15 protein-coding genes are annotated in these 17,482 nt (G+C 43.3%); 12 read left to right on the forward strand and 3 right to left on the reverse strand.

What is annotated here, in order from left to right; translation table 11 throughout:
• The first annotated feature begins 369 nt into the window (after positions 1-369).
• The 4 genes from AAEO50_RS13295 to murC all read left to right on the forward strand — a co-directional run bounded on the left by AAEO50_RS13295 (position 370) and on the right by murC (position 6,637).
• Complete coding sequence (locus AAEO50_RS13295) at positions 370-3,105, forward strand: DNA translocase FtsK (RefSeq protein WP_341984418.1); 2,736 nt, start codon at positions 370-372, stop codon at positions 3,103-3,105.
• Between the two features lie 86 nt (positions 3,106-3,191).
• Positions 3,192-4,295 (forward strand): nicotinate phosphoribosyltransferase, encoded by a 1,104-nt coding sequence (locus AAEO50_RS13300; RefSeq protein WP_341984420.1) that lies wholly within the window; start codon positions 3,192-3,194, stop codon positions 4,293-4,295.
• Between the two features lie 8 nt (positions 4,296-4,303).
• Positions 4,304-4,969, forward strand: a complete 666-nt coding sequence (locus AAEO50_RS13305) for a hypothetical protein (RefSeq protein WP_341984422.1) — start codon at positions 4,304-4,306, stop codon at positions 4,967-4,969.
• Between the two features lie 351 nt (positions 4,970-5,320).
• Positions 5,321-6,637: a UDP-N-acetylmuramate--L-alanine ligase gene (murC, locus tag AAEO50_RS13310; RefSeq protein WP_341984424.1), complete on the forward strand. Its 1,317-nt coding sequence runs from the start codon at positions 5,321-5,323 to the stop codon at positions 6,635-6,637.
• 217 nt (positions 6,638-6,854) lie between these two features.
• On the opposite strand, the gene AAEO50_RS13315 is transcribed toward murC, so the two are convergent.
• Positions 6,855-7,970, reverse strand: coding sequence for an aminopeptidase (locus AAEO50_RS13315; protein WP_341984425.1), 1,116 nt, complete (start codon positions 7,968-7,970; stop codon positions 6,855-6,857).
• A 200-nt stretch (positions 7,971-8,170) separates the two neighbouring features.
• Here AAEO50_RS13315 and AAEO50_RS13320 point away from each other — a divergent pair, with 200 nt between their 5' ends.
• From AAEO50_RS13320 to AAEO50_RS13335, 4 genes are all read left to right on the forward strand, one after another.
• Positions 8,171-8,692 (forward strand): DUF948 domain-containing protein, encoded by a 522-nt coding sequence (locus tag AAEO50_RS13320; protein ID WP_341984427.1) that lies wholly within the window; start codon positions 8,171-8,173, stop codon positions 8,690-8,692.
• Positions 8,693-8,709: 17 nt separating this feature from the next.
• A complete protein-coding gene (locus tag AAEO50_RS13325) occupies positions 8,710-9,186 on the forward strand; it encodes a YtxH domain-containing protein (RefSeq protein WP_341984429.1) in 477 nt (158 codons plus the stop codon).
• Positions 9,187-9,305: 119 nt separating this feature from the next.
• Positions 9,306-9,620 carry a bacillithiol system redox-active protein YtxJ gene (ytxJ, locus tag AAEO50_RS13330; protein WP_341984431.1) on the forward strand — a complete coding sequence of 105 codons (315 nt, stop codon included), beginning with the start codon at positions 9,306-9,308 and terminating at the stop codon, positions 9,618-9,620.
• A gap of 427 nt (positions 9,621-10,047) precedes the next feature.
• Positions 10,048-10,614 carry a YtxH domain-containing protein gene (locus tag AAEO50_RS13335; protein WP_341984433.1) on the forward strand — a complete coding sequence of 189 codons (567 nt, stop codon included), beginning with the start codon at positions 10,048-10,050 and terminating at the stop codon, positions 10,612-10,614.
• Between the two features lie 36 nt (positions 10,615-10,650).
• Here the strand turns inward: AAEO50_RS13335 and AAEO50_RS13340 are convergent, their stop codons facing one another.
• A complete protein-coding gene (locus tag AAEO50_RS13340; RefSeq protein WP_341984435.1) occupies positions 10,651-12,798 on the reverse strand; it encodes a cell division FtsA domain-containing protein in 2,148 nt (715 codons plus the stop codon).
• 209 nt (positions 12,799-13,007) lie between these two features.
• On the opposite strand from AAEO50_RS13340, the gene AAEO50_RS13345 reads away from it, so the two are divergent.
• From AAEO50_RS13345 to motS, 4 genes are all read left to right on the forward strand, one after another.
• Complete coding sequence (locus AAEO50_RS13345) at positions 13,008-14,084, forward strand: bifunctional 3-deoxy-7-phosphoheptulonate synthase/chorismate mutase (protein WP_341984437.1); 1,077 nt, start codon at positions 13,008-13,010, stop codon at positions 14,082-14,084.
• Positions 14,085-14,556: 472 nt separating this feature from the next.
• Positions 14,557-15,555, forward strand: a complete 999-nt coding sequence (gene ccpA / locus AAEO50_RS13350; RefSeq protein WP_341984439.1) for a catabolite control protein A — start codon at positions 14,557-14,559, stop codon at positions 15,553-15,555.
• A gap of 63 nt (positions 15,556-15,618) precedes the next feature.
• Entirely contained in the window at positions 15,619-16,434 is an 816-nt protein-coding gene (gene motP / locus AAEO50_RS13355; RefSeq protein WP_341984441.1) for a flagellar motor protein MotP, read from the forward strand.
• Positions 16,424-17,161, forward strand: a complete 738-nt coding sequence (gene motS / locus AAEO50_RS13360; protein WP_341984442.1) for a flagellar motor protein MotS — start codon at positions 16,424-16,426, stop codon at positions 17,159-17,161. The genes motP and motS overlap by 11 nt, the downstream gene beginning before the upstream one ends.
• Positions 17,162-17,251: 90 nt before the next feature.
• Here motS and AAEO50_RS13365 read toward each other — a convergent pair.
• The coding region (locus AAEO50_RS13365; protein WP_341984445.1) for a hypothetical protein at positions 17,252-17,482 on the reverse strand (231 nt) is incomplete at its 5' end.

The raw sequence follows: 17,482 nt of genomic DNA on the forward strand, positions 1-17,482 counted from the left end.
CTCTTTACCTTAATATCGAAAGTTGAATTAGTATAAGCCTATTCTTATTCAAAAACGTTTCCAGCGGTTGATTGGAGTGCAAGACGAAGACTCCTGCGGGAAAAGCTTGTTAGGTGAGACCCCGCAGGAGCTTTAGCGACGAGGAGGCTCACCAACCGCCCGCGGAAAGCGAAGTCTTCCACGGAAATCAACAGCGGTAATGAAAGACAGTTCTAATTCTTTATTCTAACTTTTCCCACCAAAACAATATTACACCAATGTTGCTTTCGACACATTTCTTTAACAATTCTCTAATTCTAGCGAAATAACTCGAATTTTTCTCTTTACCTGCTAAAATAAAAGATAAGTATCAAGGAAAGAGTGATAATTGTGAGTTGGATTAAAAAAATAATGAACAAACTATCCGATCAAGATGAGCCGATTGAAGAATATCTTGAAGAAGAAGTGGAAGAGAGAGAGAAAGAGCCACGGTCTGAAAAACGTATATTTAATAATAGAGTCTTAAATCATTCAAGAGACGTAGAAGCGAGAATGACCTATCAATATCCAAAAGGGAACTTCCGATTCCCGCTCATCTCCGACGGGGAAAACGTGAATGACACCCGCCCGCAGAGAAAACGGAGAGAGCCCGAACAAAAAGACAAACAAGAGCCGCATCGCGACGAAGTGCGAGGAATCGAACGGAAATCGCGTAAAACCCAGCTGCAAAAGGCATCTTATTCAGAAACCGTATCGTCTGAGCTCCAAAGTGAAAAAGGTGACAAAAAGCCGAAGACAAAGAAAGTTGGAAAAGGAAACAGCCGGCCGTTTCGTCCGACAGAAATCCCTTCCCCGATATACGGTTTCAGAACGAGGCCGGTTAAACCAGCTCTAAAAGGTGAAGTGGAAAATCAACTGAATGAGTTCTTACATAATGGGGAAGCAGTGAAGGAAGAAAAGCTTGATGTGTATCCACCGGAGATCAAAGAAGTCAGAGAAGTGATAGATGAAGAACACAGCCTGAACAAACCAGGTGTAGAAGCTTCTTTGGTGGGGAATGAATTTTCGTTCACGGAAAATGGGTATCAGGAAGAATCAGAGCCTCAGAACAACCAGGAACCTGAGGTGTTAGAAGAATCAAATGAAACGGACATGTATGCAGTTTCACAGCAAGATTATGCAGCTGCTGCATCCGTTGAACCCGGGACTCTTGAAGTGACGGAAGAAGTGACAGAAGAAAATACAGAATCATCATTGCATGAAGAGGGAACACCAGATATATCTTACATCGAAAAAGAAGACATTCAGAATCATGAAGAACCTGCACCTCTTTTGCCGGAAGAAGCAGAAACCAATTCTAAAAATGAACCGGAAGAACCTGTTGAAAAACAAGAATTAAACCAGAAGCTGGAAACGATCCAGAATCGGGAAGTAGAACCAAAGAAGAAAAAAAGATCGCATCTTCCTTTTAATGTTTTGATGTTGAAGCAGGACAAACGGCAGATGAATCAGCGCCACAGAACAAATGGTGCGCCGGAAAGACAACCGGTTTATTCTGCGCCCCAAAATCGTGAGGAAAGAGTGGATGCATCTCCTGTTCAACCGGTACAGCAGCATCATTCAGAAGCACGGGTTGAGTTTAGTCAGTCTGATGCCGTACAGGGGGAAGAAGCCGCTAAAAGCTATAGTGAACTTGCATCTTCGGTGAAAAGTTCTAAAGGATATACGTTTCCGGAAATGGATTATTTGATGCCTCCCGTCTCAAAGAAGCTGAGCGGGGAATGGCTTGAATCCCAACAAAGCCTGCTGGATGAAACGCTTCATAACTTTAATGTAAGGGCGAAAGTGGTCAATGTCACCCAGGGACCGTCTGTTACGCGATTCGAAGTGCAGCCGGAGCCAGGGGTGAAGGTAAACAAAATCACGAATCTAGCAGATGATATTAAGCTCAGCCTTGCAGCGAAAGATATCCGCATCGAGGCGCCTATACCAGGGAAGCATACAATCGGGATCGAGGTGCCGAACCGGGAAAGCCGCCCCGTCTGCATCAGTGAGGTGATTGCAAGTCCTTCATTCCAAGAGTCCGAATCGGCGCTGACTGCCGCACTCGGCCTCGATATATCTGGTCAGCCGATCGTGACGGATTTGAGTAAGATGCCTCATGGGCTGATCGCCGGTGCCACTGGTTCAGGAAAAAGCGTATGCATCAATTCAATCCTGGTAAGTCTTTTGTATAAAGCATCACCGGATGAATTGAAGCTTCTACTCATCGATCCGAAGATGGTGGAACTGGCACCATATAACCGTATCCCGCATCTTGTAAGCCCGGTCATCACTGACGTGAAAGCTGCCACAGCTGCTTTGAAGTGGGCTGTCGAGGAGATGGAAAGACGGTATGAATTGTTTGCCCATACGGGTGTGAGGGATATCAAGCGCTTCAATGAACTGGCGAAGAGGAACAAACAATACAATGATATGCTTCCATACCTTGTCATCGTTATTGATGAGCTGGCGGACCTCATGATGATGTCGCCTGCAGATGTAGAAGAAGCGATCTGCCGTATCGCACAGAAGGCACGTGCCTGCGGAATTCACTTGATCATTGCAACACAGCGGCCATCGGTTGATGTCATCACAGGATTAATTAAAGCGAATGTGCCGACAAGGGTTGCATTCTCCGTTTCCTCAGGTGTTGATTCCAGAACAATCATTGATGGAAGTGGAGCTGAACGTCTGCTGGGGAAAGGGGACATGCTTTTCCTTGAAAATGGATCTTCAAAACCTGTGAGACTGCAGGGCACATTTGTTTCCGATGATGAGATTGATGAAATCATCAATCATGTGCGGGAGCAAAGAGAGCCTGATTATCTTTTTCAGCAGGATGAACTGATCAAGAAAGCTCAGGTCACGGAAGAAGAAGATGAACTGTTCTTCGAAGCATGTGAATTTGTCATCGACCAGGGAGGGGCTTCTGCTTCCAGCCTGCAAAGACGGTTCAGAATCGGTTATAACCGTGCGGCAAGATTGATGGAAATGATGGAAAAGAGTGGGGTCATCTCAGAATCAAGAGGCAGTAAACCAAGGGATGTCCTTATTTCGGAGAGCGAATTGGAGACATTGGCATAGACTAGTACAAACATTTAATACATGGTATTCTGTTTATGATGTAAACAGAATACCTATTTTTTTGGGAAGCCATAAGGAGCTTTATGATGAAAGAAATTGAATTGAAACTTCAAGGGAAAATCAAGCGATTAACGAATCATACATTTAAATTTGACGAACGCATCAAGGAAGGCTGGTTTTCTGCAGTCTACTTTTTAAAAACGAAAGAAATCGCGCGGAAATATAAACCTGACGCCGTCGTGACGATGCAATTTTTCCAAAAGGATCACTCTGTACTATGCGGAACAGATGAAGTCATTGCTCTTCTACATACGTTTGCAGATCAGCCTGAGAATCTTGACATCCACTCTTTGAAGGATGGAGATCAAATTTCTCCATTTGAAACTGTACTGACGATAACAGGGCGTTACCAGGATTTCGGTTACCTGGAGGGGATCATTGATGGGATTCTCGCAAGAAGAACATCCGTTGCAACAAGTGTTTATAACGTGATGAAAGCAGCTGCCCTTTCCGGTGAACAGAAGCCGGTCATTTTCATGGGTGACCGAGATGACCACTACACCCAGCAGGCTGGAGACGGGTATGCCGCCTTTATCGGTGGATCTACCGCCCAGGCAACCCATGCAATGAATGAATGGTGGGGTAAACAGGGGATGGGCACGATGCCTCATGCCTTGATCCAGTTATTTAATGGAGATATCGTGGAAGCAGCCAAGGCTTATCAGGAAACCTTCCCTGAGGATGAGCTGATTGCGCTGGTCGATTACAACAATGATGTGATTACCGATGCATTGAATGTTGCCAGGGAGTTTGGTTCTGATCTAAAAGGGGTACGAGTAGATACGTCCCGGATGATGATCGATAAATACTTCCTTCGCAATCAGCATGTGCTCGGAACGTTCGATCCGCGGGGAGTGAACAGTGAATTGATTTTTGCACTCAGAAAAGCCTTGGATGAAGAAGGATATCAACATGTGAAGATTGTGGTAACGGGAGGCTTCAACGAGAAGAGGATCCGTGAATTTGAAGAGAACAGGGTGCCGGTTGATGTGTATGGGATCGGCAGCAGCCTGCTTAAAATCCACGTCGCCTTTACAGGTGATAACGTCACGCTTGACGGTGTACACCAAGCAAAAGCCGGCAGGAAGCTTCGTCCTAATGCAAGGCTTGAAAAAGTTGAATTCGAATAGGTGAGAGCATGCAGGATAAGGAACTCTTGGATTTAAGTCAATATCGTATAAAGAAACAGCGCATTGCAGAAGAGCAAATCGATGAATTATATCAACAAGCATTTCAATACTCGTTAAAAGAAACCAATATACGTGAAAAAGTACGAGCTAAGATGTTATTTGCAAAACGGTTTCAATTGAAGGAACCATCGATGGTGTCGAAGAAAGCCGAAGATGTTTTTCACCAATGGTTTCTTTTTGATTATAAAACAATTAAAGGACAAACATTATTCTTTCAGTTTTTGCAGTCCCGAAAGCTGAGCGCACCTGTTAAAATGATGGGCGCGCTGCTGCTGACGGCTCCCCCTGAACCATTGATGGTCACGGACATCCATTCAGGAGATAATGAAGTTTTAATCACAGCTGAACACATCATTCATGACCAGAAAGAATGCGTAAAAACAACCGGTGAGCGGGTAAGCGAAGAAATACAGCCTGGTTCCCTTTCTTTTATGAGAAAAGTCCCTCTCGTAACAGATCAGTGGCTCATAGGACCTGTATTTCAGGCAGGAAGCAATGATGTACAGGCAGAGATAAAAAAACATTACCATCAAAAGAATCATGAAACTGGAGTATTATGGAGGACATTTCTAAAAGAAGAAGCTCCGTCATATATCCTTAAGGGTCAATCCTAGGCTGTTCATGGTCAGTGGGGTTAAAAAGTGATATAATGTTCAAGTTGAAAGAAACAAGTAATCTTTCAGAAAGGTTGGCAAAAGTAGCCATTCTCCTTGAACTCCCTTATACTTAGAAAGACAGCGGCAGTCTGCCGCAGGATATTTCAAATTATAAGAAAGTTTACCTGAAATTTGAGGGATGGCCAGCGCCCAGCCCCTCGAGACGTTTCGGTCCGCCCTGAAGCGTTTGTCTGGGCTGAACAAGGCACTTGCGCTTTTCTCGGTATCTCATGTCCATAGCCATACGGATAGCAAAAAAATATACATTTCATATAATGCTTTAGATAGATGATTGTTGGAGGTTCTATTATGACTATATATCATTTCGTAGGAATCAAGGGTTCGGGTATGAGTGCATTAGCCCAAATACTCCACGATATGGACTACGAGGTCCAAGGATCTGATGTAGATAAATATTTCTTTACTCAAAAGTCTTTAGATGAATCAAATATAAAAATCCTTCCTTTCCAGAAAGAAAATATCGGAGGGGATATGCATGTGATAGCAGGAAATGCATTTCCTGATACACATGAGGAAATTGAAGCGGCAATCGAACAAGGAGTGCCGATCACGCGATATCATAAATTCCTTGGGGACTTTATGCAGAAGTTTACAAGCGTAGCGGTGACAGGGGCGCATGGGAAAACATCCACAACAGGCCTTCTGGCGCACGTGATCAGCGGTGCGAAGCCTACTTCGTATCTGATCGGTGACGGTACAGGTAAGGGGGAAGTGGATGCTCAATATTTTGTTTTTGAAGCATGCGAATATCGTCGTCATTTCTTATCCTATTATCCTGACTATGCGATCATGACGAATATCGATTTTGATCACCCTGACTATTTTGCCAATGTCGATGATGTCTTCTCTGCATTCCAGGAGATGGCGATGCAAGTGAAAAAAGGCATTATTGCTTGCGGCGATGATGAACAATTACAGAAGATACAAGCTCAGGTACCGGTCGTCTTTTATGGTTTCGCTGAAGAAAATGATTTTCAGGCAAGAAACGTGAACCGTGACCGCGAAGGTACTTCCTTCGATGTATTTGTACGTAATGAATTCTATGCAAGCTTTAAAATCCCTACATTTGGCGATCACAATATCATGAATGCATTGTCCGTGATTGCGATTTGCCACTACGAAGAGCTTGATACTGCCGTGGTGCAGGAAAGATTGAGCAGCTTCAAAGGTGTAAAACGCCGTTTCTCTGAAAAGGAAATCGGATCTCAAATCCTGATTGATGACTATGCTCATCATCCTACGGAGATCAAGGCTACGGTGGATTCCGCGCGACAAAAATATCCGGAGAAGGATATCATCGCTGTATTCCAGCCGCATACTTTCACCCGTACTCAAACCTTCCTTTCAGAGTTTGCAGAAAGCCTGGATATGGCAGATAAAGTGTATCTATGTGAGATTTTCGGTTCAGCAAGGGAAAATCATGGCAAGCTGTCGATTCAAGATCTGCAAAGTAAAATTGAAGGATCCGAGATTATCGATGAACACGATACTACGCCTCTATTGGTGCATGAGAACAGTGTCCTGATCTTCATGGGAGCGGGAGATGTTCAAAAGTTCCAAGAAGCATACGAAACGACACTAAAAGAGAAATTAGCAGAAAACTAATCATATAAAGCCGGCCCTAATGCGGTCGGCTTCCAATTTAAAGGCCCGTCCCTCATCGCTTTAAACGATGAGGGACGGGCCTTTAATTTTGATTTCTAGCTCCGGTGGCTAGAGGCTCGAGGTCATAAGCTAAATGGTCCATGAAGGCAAAGAGCGCCTTCCCGGCCCATTCATCTTGTGCTTGTCGCCTTTAAGCGAGCCGCCTCCGGATTTCTTGTTACTTCAAGTTTTCCGGATTCAGTACTTCGAGTTCCGGAAGGACGAATTTACCGTCTTTGCGAATCAGTACATCGTCGAAGTAGATTTCTCCTCCTCCGTATTCAGGTCGTTGAATCATGACCATGTCCCAGTGGATATTGGAGTGATTTCCATTATACGCATCTTCATAGCACTCACCCGGAGTGAAGTGGAAGCTCCCGTCGATTTTTTCATCAAACAAGATGTCCTGCATCGGGTGCTGGATATACGGGTTGACCCCGATTGCAAATTCTCCCACATATCTCGCCCCTTCATCCGTATCGAATATTTTATTGATTCTTTCACTATCATTGGCAGACGCTTCGACAATCTTGCCGTCTTTGAATGTAAGCTTTACATTCTCAAACGTAAAGCCATTATATGGTGATGGAGTATTGTAAGAAATGATTCCATTTACAGAATCTTTCACTGGTGCCGAGTAGACTTCCCCGTCCGGGATGTTTAATCGTCCCGCACATTTAACGGCAGGTATATCCTTGATGGAGAATGTAAGGTCTGTACCTTCTCCCGTCATGCGGACTTTGTCCGTTTTATTCATAAGTTCAACGAGGTTGTCCATTGCCTTGTCCATTTTACTGTAATCAAGGTTGCAGACATTAAAGTAAAAGTCTTCAAATGCTTCGGTGCTCATTTTTGCCAGCTGGGCCATTGATGCATTAGGATAGCGCAGGACCACCCATTTCTTCTTAGGAACGCGGATTTCCCTATGTACTTTCTTGCCGATCGTATTTCCATGTATCTTCATTTTTTCATCTGGAACATCCGATTGCTCACTGATATTCTCACCAGAACGGAGTCCGATATATGCGTCCATATCCTTCATGACATTCGCTTCGAAATCAGCCATCATATTGTATTGTTCTTCCTTGGCCCCCATTAATAGTGCGCGGTCCACCGAGTGATCTTTAATCGCTACAAACGGGAAGCCGCCTGCATTATATGCTTCTTTAACGAGTGCAGTGACCAATTCACGCTGTAAACCGAAGTTTTCAATCAGAACTTTTTCACCAGGCTGTAATTGGACTGAATACTGAATTAAATTACGGGCCAGTTTTTCAATACGCGGATCTTTCATTTGTTTAACCCCCTATATATAAATATCAATCCTTATTGTACCCCAAATTTTACCGGGATGATTAAAAAGAAAATTAGAAAAGATAAAAAAGTATTTTTAATATTAAGCAGGAATTTACCTTTCAAAGGAAGAAATCCTAGTATAATGTTTAATTTGTGTATAAGGTGGGTAAAGAATTTTTATATATGGAGGTGTACTATATGGAAATAATTCTTTATCTAAGTGTAGCTGTCATAGCAATTGCTTTCTTCATTTTAGTAATCAGCGTTATGAAAACCTTGAAATCCATGGGAACGACACTCGACAGTGTATCCACTACGCTGAACGGTCTTGAATCCCAGCTTCAGGGAGTGACGAAAGAGTCTACTGAATTACTACATAAAACAAATTTGTTAGCCGAGGATATCCAGCGTAAGTCTGAGGATTTAAACACCGTTGTTTATGCAGTAAAGGATGTAGGTCATTCCATTCAAAATCTTAATAACTCGGTAAAGAAAGTGAGCACATCCATTTCTACTGAACTTGAAAAGAACCAGGGTAAGATTTCACAAGTGGTTCAGTGGGGGAATGCGATTATCGAGCTAAAGGACAAATGGAAGCAAAAAAAGGGACAACAGCAGAGTCTTTCTGATAAAGCTGTTCATAATCAAACCAAAACCACACCAGAAGAAGTTCAATCTCGTGAAAAATTGATTAAAAGAGCAAGATCTTATAACAATTAGGAGAGGGGAATTTTTAAATGACACAAAACCAAAATCAAAACCAAAACCAGCAAACAAACGACAGCAATAACATCAACTCAAAGGACTTTATGATCGGTACATTGATCGGAGGGATTGTCGGAGCGGCAACAGCGCTTTTACTGGCTCCTAAATCTGGTAAGGATTTACGCAACGACCTTAATGAACAGGCTGTTGTGATTAAAGAAAAATCCGGTCAATGGAAAGATACAGCGGTTGAGAAGAGCAATGAGTTAGCTGCTGTAGCCAAGGAAAAATCTGCTGCACTTTCCAAGACTGTGCAGGAACAATCCAATACAGTGAAAGATAAGTTCAATTCTTACCGTTCAAAGAACAATACTGAAAATGTAAATGACGAACTTCAGGAAGTACCTGTGGGAGATGCAACGCCTGTTCAGGAAACTGATAATGTGAACCAAAAGCTTGAGGAAACGAAAAAAGCTTTTGATCAAACAGAAAAAACATATAATCAATAATATTTGTCCTGACGAGCGGTGAAGTGATATGATTACTTCGCCGCTTTTTAGTGCAGGCTATTCTTGACCACAAAAACCAACTGTAAAAGGAATTGTGAAAGAAAGGATGAATATTGAAGATGCAAAAGATCGAAACCGTTCAGCAATTTGAGCAACTTGCAGAAACGAAGCCGCGTTTTTTCTTTATGAAGCACAGTTTAACTTGTCCGATCAGTTCAAATGCATTTACTGATTATCAAGCGTTCCTAAACAATAATAGAGAAGAAGAGGGCTTTTATCTGGCGGTCCAGGAATCCAGGGAACTCTCCAATCACATTGCCGAAAAATACGGAATCAGACACGAATCCCCCCAAGTATTCCTATTCATCGACGGCAAACCAGGCTGGAACGCCTCCCACTGGCATATCACCGAAAAGGAACTTAGTAAATTATAAAAAGAATCTGCAATGTGCAGGTTCTTTTTTATTTCTTTAGATTTTCCTGAACTTTGTTTGGAATTGGTACTTCTATTGAGATGTTAATTGTATTGCTCAGGGAAATAGTAGTGGGTATTTTACATTATTTATTTCAGGTGGTTCCAGCTTTTGATTGGAGTGGAAGACGAAGACTCCTGCGGGAATAGCGAGTTAGGTGAGACCCCGCAGGAGCTTTAGCGACGAGGAGGCTCACCAACCGCCCGCGGAAAGCGGAGTCTTCCACGGAAATCAAAAGCGGTGTTCAAAGTGTATCTCTATACTTATCAGTAAAAAAACAAACCAACATCGGTAATAATAGGAATTTCCCCAATAAAAGTTTATTTGCACCGGGAAGGGGAATTAAACGTAATAACAAACCAATAAAACTATAGGAGGATCAATTAATATGGTACAGTCTTACCAAAGTCAAACTACTGAAACAAACAATGTAAATCAAATCCCTACCGTAAAGGATAAGAGAAGCGGCAAGCTTGTAAAAGGAATCGTACTCGGAGCTGTCGTGGGCGGAGCGGTAGCCATGATGGACAAGAATACAAGAAAGAAGATTTCAACAAATACGAGTTCCGTAAAGGATTCCACAATGGGCATGGTCTCAAAAGTGAAAGAAAATCCCTCAGGAGTCATGAATGACTGGCAGGAGCGAATCAAGTCGGCTTCTTCTGTATTGAAAGAAGCGATCAATGACGCTCAAAAGCTTTACGAAAAAGTAAACGGGGACGTCATCGATCAAGTGAACCAGGTAAAAGATGACTCTTCTGAAATAATCGCGACAACAAAAGAGGCTGCTGAGGATCTTAAGGATATCGGCAGTAAAGTAAAGGAAGCAGGTGAAGAAGTGACGTCTGAACCTTCACAAACTTCATCTACATCGACGTCAACTCCATCCTCGAGCAACGAAAATGTCCACAGTACGAATAAGCCGAGCAGTGTCCCTGGACAGATTGGATCATAACATAAAAAACTGGCGTTTACGCCAGTTTTTTATGTCTTATTTTTTATAAGCATTTGTCCATCGTATTTCGAGACTGTCTCCAGCTTGTATTTCTTCATAAAAAGTTGTTTCTTCTCCATTCCTCACTAGCTGAAAGGAGGCATTTCCGCTTGCAGGCATGGCGACTTCCACATGATTAAAGACATCCTGAAAGATGAAAGAATGACCCGTTTTTTCTTCAATTGTCAGCGTATCTCCAGAATTCACGGTATCATCCGGATTCAATGGCCTGCCTTCTTTGAAAACCTTGGCTTCTTGTTTCAGGATCACCGGAGAGCCGTTGAACATGACCTCGATCGAGCTTTCCCTGAATTCACTTCTTTTCATGAGTAATTGTTTCACTGTAGGCTTCTCAGGATCTTTTAGTGTAATTTTGTCATTATGAGAAAATATTGCAGAAGGTTTAGCTTCCATCCCATTCACAAACACCTTTCCGCTAAATGATGGTATGAATGTTTCTTTTCCGTTGATGGTAAGGCGGAACGGCTTCCATTTATCCAGCCACGTTTCATAACCGAGCTTTTTTAATGCATCTGCAATTGTTTCTCTGGCCTCATAGTGAATGGTGTCGCCATCTAGGATCTTTTCTTCGAGTGAAACATTCTTTCCATTCCTTAATAGCATCGGTGAAATGGTATGCGGTTTATCATTGATTAAGAGATTCTTAACCGGAAGGTCATCCACTAACTCTGCTATTTTTACAGAAGGGGAGGTCCCGTCTTCTCCTTTAATGACGGTTACCCTGTCATGGTTTCTCAGTTTGTCGTCCACCGAGGCTTCTTTCCCGTTTTTAGTAATCACAGGAGGGAGTCCGTAGCCTCCGGGAAGAGTGATTTCCTGGCCATTGACGGTGATGAAATAGGCATTTCCCGGCTTTCCGTAAAGCTTGTTAATTTTCAAACCTGCAGCAAGTAAACCATCCCCGATTGTTAAATCTTTTACCTCAAACAATCGGATGGGCTGATCATTGACATGAATGGTTACGTATTGGACGGGGGCTTGTTTTGCTGCAATCGCAATTCCGACGGGTGTAACCAGTTCAGGTCCTTTCGCTAGAAGGTCTGTAAAGGATAAATTCTGTATGGCTTCGATTCCTCTTACGGCTACTCTGTTTTGCGGAAGATTCAGGGCTCTGGCCAATTCTCCAGGCAATTCCGGTGTCAGGCTTCCTCCTCCGACAAGCATGACTGCCTGGGGAGACTTTTGATTGTTTAATAGAAGAATTTCATGAGAGATCTTCTCTGCAAGGATTTCAATGGAAGAGTGTATTTTCTCCACCACGTCCTGAACGGCAAGCTCTGTTTCAAAGCCTAAAATGTCGGTCACCGTAATGTTATCGGATTGATGGAGTTCCCTTTTCGCTTTTTCCGCCAATGGGAAATCGAGCAATAATGCATCACTGAGGGCCTCGGTGATTTCATCTCCGGCCGTCGGCACCATCCCGTATGCGGTGACGGTCCCTTTGTTTGTCAGGGCGATATCAGACGTTCCCGCTCCTATGTCGACCAGGGCGACATTCAATCTTCGCATGGATTGAGGGATCAAGACATTGATTGCTGCAATCGGTTCGAGCGTCAATGCCTCCATTTCAAGACCTGCCCGATTTAACGCTGCCAGAAGGGATTCAACTACAACTCTCGGAAGGAAGGTAGCAATGATTTCCGCACTTGCCTCATCACCTTGCTGATCGATCAGACTGCCAATTCCCTCCCCGTCCAAACGGTAATATAACACGGAGTAGCCGACGCAATAGTAATGATAGCTTTTATCGTCGTTCTCATTATCTGCTGCCTGCGCTTGGGCCTTCTGGACGGCACTGAGTTCCAGATGGAGAATATCTTCTTTCTTAAGAAGGGGCTTGCCTTTAATGGAAAAAGAAGCAAGTGCTTTTTCCGTTTTCAACGCTCTTCCGGCTGCAGCGACACATACTTTATGAAGCGGTCCATGCTTTTCTTCGAGTTTCTTCTTGATGGATGAAATGACATCTGAAACTGCGGGGACATCATGGATTTGACCATCCAGCATCGCCCGTTCCTTATGTTCTTCTACTTCAATGTCAGATACATGGTAATTCCCGTCCCTTTCTTCTAAAATGATGCCGACGACGGAACGGGTCCCTATATCTAATGAAAAAATTTTTTGCATAGTATACACCTACTTTTGACCAGTCTCATATGATACTAAAATACTTTAGTGCTTAAAAGCGTTTAATTAATAAAGAAATTTATCGTGACATTTGGGAATTCTTCTATTATAATTAGTTTCAATATCTATAAAAAATGTATCATACTTTCATAAAACTAATACAGTTTTTTATGTATGAACAGGATTAAATCAAGAAAGGGTGCTGTATTGTGAGTAATCAAGAGCTCGATCAATTACGAAAAAAAGTCGACGAGATGAACTTAAAACTATTAGACACCATTAATGAACGTGCAAAGCTGGTTCAAGAAATCGGGCGCGTGAAAGAAAAGCAAGGAGTATACCGATATGATCCTGTTCGTGAAAGAGGAATGCTTGACCTGATTAAGGAAAATAACAATGGTCCTTTTGAACATTCAACCATTGAACATATTTTTAAAGAGGTCTTTAAAGCTGGTTTAGAATTGCAGAAAGATGATCATCGGAAGGCTTTATTAGTTTCACGTAAGAAAAAGGCAGAAGACACGATTGTGAATATCAATGGAGATTCTATCGGTGATGGAAATCCTCATTTCATCTTCGGTCCATGTGCTGTCGAATCCTATGAGCAAGTAGCCCAGGTGGCGCAAGCAGTTAAAGCAAAGGGATTAAAACTGCTTCGAGGCGGGGCGTTCAAACCAAGAACCTCTCCATACGACTTCCAAGGTCTTGGAATCGAAGGATTGAAGATTCTTAAGAAGGTAGCGGACGAATATGATCTGGCTGTCGTCAGTGAAATCGTAAATCCTGCAGATATCGAGCAGGCAATTGAATACATTGATGTCATTCAAATCGGTGCGCGAAACATGCAGAACTTCGAATTGTTAAAAGCTGCAGGTGCCGTGAAAAAGCCTGTATTATTAAAAAGAGGCCTGGCTGCAACGATTGATGAATTCATCAATGCAGCTGAATATATCATTTCTCAAGGCAACGGGGACATCATCTTGTGTGAACGAGGCATCCGTACGTATGAGAAAGCGACACGAAACACGCTGGATATCTCAGCTGTTCCGATTCTCAAACAAGAAACGCATCTTCCTGTATTCGTGGACGTCACACACTCCACTGGACGCAGGGACCTGCTCCTGCCGACTGCGAAAGCAGCCATTGCAATCGGAGCAGACGGCGTCATGGCAGAAGTGCATCCCGATCCAGCTGTAGCCCTATCCGACTCAGCACAGCAAATGGACCTGGACCAATTCGATCACTTCTACCAAGAACTACTAAAAGGCCGCACAATCAACGTTTAAACCACCCGAACCGGGGTATAGAAAAAAGGCTGGACTTCTCAAGGGTCCAGCCTTTTTAGTTTGAAAAGTTCATATAGGTATTGTAAGTAAAGCAATTGTGGTTTGAGTTCTCTCCAGCTTTTGATTGGAGTGGAAGACGAAGACTCCTGCGGGAAAAGCGTGTTAGGTGAGACCCCGCAGGAGCGCAGCGACGAGGAGGCTCACCAACCGCCCGCGGAAAGCGAAGTCTTCCACGGAAATCAAAAGCGGCGTTAAAAGGAAGACAATTTTAAATCTCCATCATTGCAGTTAGATAAAGTCTGTCGTATGATAATCTACATAATTGCAGATAAATAGACTAAACACTGTTATAATGGATCTTTTCATACAAAATATGTGCATTTTTTAACAAACTATTGTAATCGCTTTTTTCTTATGGAGTGTTTAGTGTAAAATAACAATAACAAGTTGAGAAGTTGAAGGAGTGTCAATAATGAATATAACAATATACGATGTAGCGCGGGAAGCAAACGTCTCGATGGCCACAGTATCACGTGTAGTAAATGGAAACCCGAATGTAAAACCTGCAACAAGAAAAAAAGTACTTGAGGTCATCGACCGCTTAGGATACCGTCCAAATGCGGTAGCCAGAGGACTTGCCAGTAAAAAGACCACGACAGTCGGAGTCATCATCCCGGATATTTCAAATATCTTCTATGCTGAACTGGCGCGCGGGATCGAGGATATTGCCACAATGTATAAATACAATATCATCTTAAGCAACTCCGATCAAAATTCGGAAAAGGAACTGCATCTGTTAAACACGATGCTTGGAAAACAAGTCGATGGCATCCTCTTCATGGGCGGGCATATTTCTGAGGAGCATGTCCAGGAGTTTGAACGTTCTCCTGTCCCGATCGTACTTGCCGGTGCTGTTGAAGAAACCAATACAGTTCCCTCTGTAAACATTGACTATAAGGCAGCGACATATGATGCAGTGAAAGAGCTGCTTGATAAAGGTCATAAACGAATCGGGTTTGTGAGCGGTCCTTTCCACGATACCATCAACATGAAGTTTAAACTTGAGGGATATAGAGAAGCTTTAGGTTCAGCAGGAGTGGAATTCAACGATGGCCTTGTGATCGAGGGGGAATACACATATGACTCCGGTCTTGAAGCCTGGCAGAAATTCGCTGACCTGGATGAAAAACCGACAGCGATCTTTGTAGGGAATGATGAAACGGCTCTTGGCGTCGTACACGGTGCACAGGACAGTGGTGTAACGATACCGGAAAATGTGGAAATCATCAGCTTTGATAATACAAGACTTGCACTCATGGTAAGACCGCAGCTGACGTCAGTCGTGCAGCCGTTGTATGATATCGGTGCTGTTGCGATGAGACTTCTGACGAAATATATGAACAAAGAAACTGTTGAAGAAGAAACAGTGGTACTACCTCACCGTATTGAACATCGAGGCTCAACAAAATAAGTTTTTTGTCGATATAGTAGATATAGATAAGACAAAATGAACTTATGTACAGGGAGAGTCAAAATGAAGAAGATTGATGTTCTTACGCCTATCGGGGTAGTCGCAGGCTTTCTATTTGTAGCTTTTGCCATCATTACAAACGCAGGGCTTCCAGGGTTTGGTTCATTCGTGGACCTTCCCTCTATTTTTATTGTCATTGGCGGTTTGATGGCTGCCATGCTAGTCAGTTTCTCACTCAAAGAACTAAAAGGTTTGGGAAAAGTCATGCGCGAATCGTTCCGGGATGAGGATTATGACATCCATGGATTGATTCGCACCTTCATCATGCTCTCTGAAAAGGCTAGAAGAGAAGGTCTCCTGGCATTAGAGGCGGAAGTGGAAGAAATTGAGGACCCTTTCATACGAAAAGGTGTTCTTCTAGCTGTTGATGGAATCGAGCCGGACATGATTACAGATATCATGAATGCCGAAATAATCGCACTGGAAGAGCGTCACCGCAAGAGCAGAAGCTTATTGGATAAAGCAGGCGAATACGCACCTGCATGGGGGATGATCGGTACCCTGATCGGCCTCGTCCTCATGCTTAAAAACCTGAATGATCCGTCTTCCTTGGGACCAAATATGGCGATTGCGCTCTTGACGACCCTGTATGGATCATTGCTTGCCAACCTTGTTTTCATTCCTATGGCATCTAAATTAGCCATGCGTACAGAAAAAGAAGTGTTCATGAAGCAAATCGTTATCGAAGGCGTGGTAGGGGTTCAATCTGGTCAGAATCCCCGCATACTCGAGGAAAAGCTCAAAGTCTTTCTGTCTCATGACGAACTGCTGAAACATGCAGTAAAGGAGCAGGAGGGGGCATCTCTCGATGAGGCGTAGAAGAAAACCGCCTGAGCCTAAATCAAGTGCACCGAGATGGATGGTGACTTTTTCAGATTTGATTACTCTTATTCTTGTATTCTTTATTCTGCTCTTTTCAATGTCGCAGATTGATATCGTGAAATTCAGGGCCATTGCAGATTCATTTCAACAGAAGCAGATCCTGGAATTCTATCCTTCTGTCATTCCATTTGAAAAACCTTCAGGCGACCCTGAATTAGAAATGAATGAAAATAAAGAAGATACAAGAGAACAGCGCGATAGAGACCTTCAGGAATTACTCACTGAAATCCAAGCTTACTTAAAAGAAAGCCAATTAAGTGATGTCGTAGTTGCGACGAGAACTGAAAGGGGAGTCGTCCTTGTCCTTCAGGAGCAGGCACTCTTCGCTTCCGGTGAAGCAACGATTCTCGGAGCGTCCTATCCATTTTTAAACAAGGTCGCAGACTTGATGTCGCGAATCCCCAATTTTGTAAAAGTGGAAGGGCACACGGATGACAGACCTATTTCCACCTATCAATTTCCTTCCAACTGGGAGTTGTCATCAGCTCGTGCCAGTGCTGTGATCCGTTACTTGACTCAGGAACAAGGGCTTGATCCCAAACGCTTTATTGCAGTAGGGTATGGTGATACACGTCCGATCGCACCGAACGATACTGCAGAGAACTTGCAAAAGAATAGAAGAGTTGAAATCATCATCAGTGATCCGTCATATGAAGAAGAATAGATAAGGGAAACCATTTCAATAATTAGTATTGAGATGGTTTTTTGCTTTTGAAAATCGGGGTTCGCAGAAAAGAAAGAGGCTGGGGCGAAACTAAAAAACCACCATATAAACACGAACAATTTCAGTATAGACTTTTAATGCCGCTAATGATTTCCGTGCAAGACTTCGCTTTCCGCGGGTAGCCCGTGAGCCTCCTGGGCAAGCCTGCGGGAAGAAAAGCGGAGGAGCTTTGCTCAGAGGCGGGTGGCATAAGGCGAATCGGCCACGAAGGCGTTCTTTGCCTTCTTGGTCGGTTTGACTTATGACATGTGCCTCTAAGCC

The sequence above is a fragment of the Rossellomorea oryzaecorticis genome (assembly GCF_038405515.1).
Taxonomy (GTDB): Bacteria; Bacillota; Bacilli; order Bacillales; family Bacillaceae_B; genus Rossellomorea; species Rossellomorea oryzaecorticis_A.

Bases quoted from the DNA above. Each gene is read 5' to 3' on its own strand.
- AAEO50_RS13300 (WP_341984420.1), top strand. From the start codon at position 3,192: ATGAAAGAAATTGAATTGAAACTTCAAGGGAAAATCAAGCGATTAACG.
- AAEO50_RS13305 (WP_341984422.1), top strand. From the start codon at position 4,304: ATGCAGGATAAGGAACTCTTGGATTTAAGTCAATATCGTATAAAGAAA.
- murC (WP_341984424.1), top strand. From the start codon at position 5,321: ATGACTATATATCATTTCGTAGGAATCAAGGGTTCGGGTATGAGTGCA.
- AAEO50_RS13315 (WP_341984425.1), bottom strand. From the start codon at position 7,970: ATGAAAGATCCGCGTATTGAAAAACTGGCCCGTAATTTAATTCAGTAT.
- AAEO50_RS13320 (WP_341984427.1), top strand. From the start codon at position 8,171: ATGGAAATAATTCTTTATCTAAGTGTAGCTGTCATAGCAATTGCTTTC.
- AAEO50_RS13325 (WP_341984429.1), top strand. From the start codon at position 8,710: ATGACACAAAACCAAAATCAAAACCAAAACCAGCAAACAAACGACAGC.
- ytxJ (WP_341984431.1), top strand. From the start codon at position 9,306: ATGCAAAAGATCGAAACCGTTCAGCAATTTGAGCAACTTGCAGAAACG.
- AAEO50_RS13335 (WP_341984433.1), top strand. From the start codon at position 10,048: ATGGTACAGTCTTACCAAAGTCAAACTACTGAAACAAACAATGTAAAT.
- AAEO50_RS13340 (WP_341984435.1), bottom strand. From the start codon at position 12,798: ATGCAAAAAATTTTTTCATTAGATATAGGGACCCGTTCCGTCGTCGGC.
- ccpA (WP_341984439.1), top strand. From the start codon at position 14,557: ATGAATATAACAATATACGATGTAGCGCGGGAAGCAAACGTCTCGATG.
- motP (WP_341984441.1), top strand. From the start codon at position 15,619: ATGAAGAAGATTGATGTTCTTACGCCTATCGGGGTAGTCGCAGGCTTT.
- motS (WP_341984442.1), top strand. From the start codon at position 16,424: ATGAGGCGTAGAAGAAAACCGCCTGAGCCTAAATCAAGTGCACCGAGA.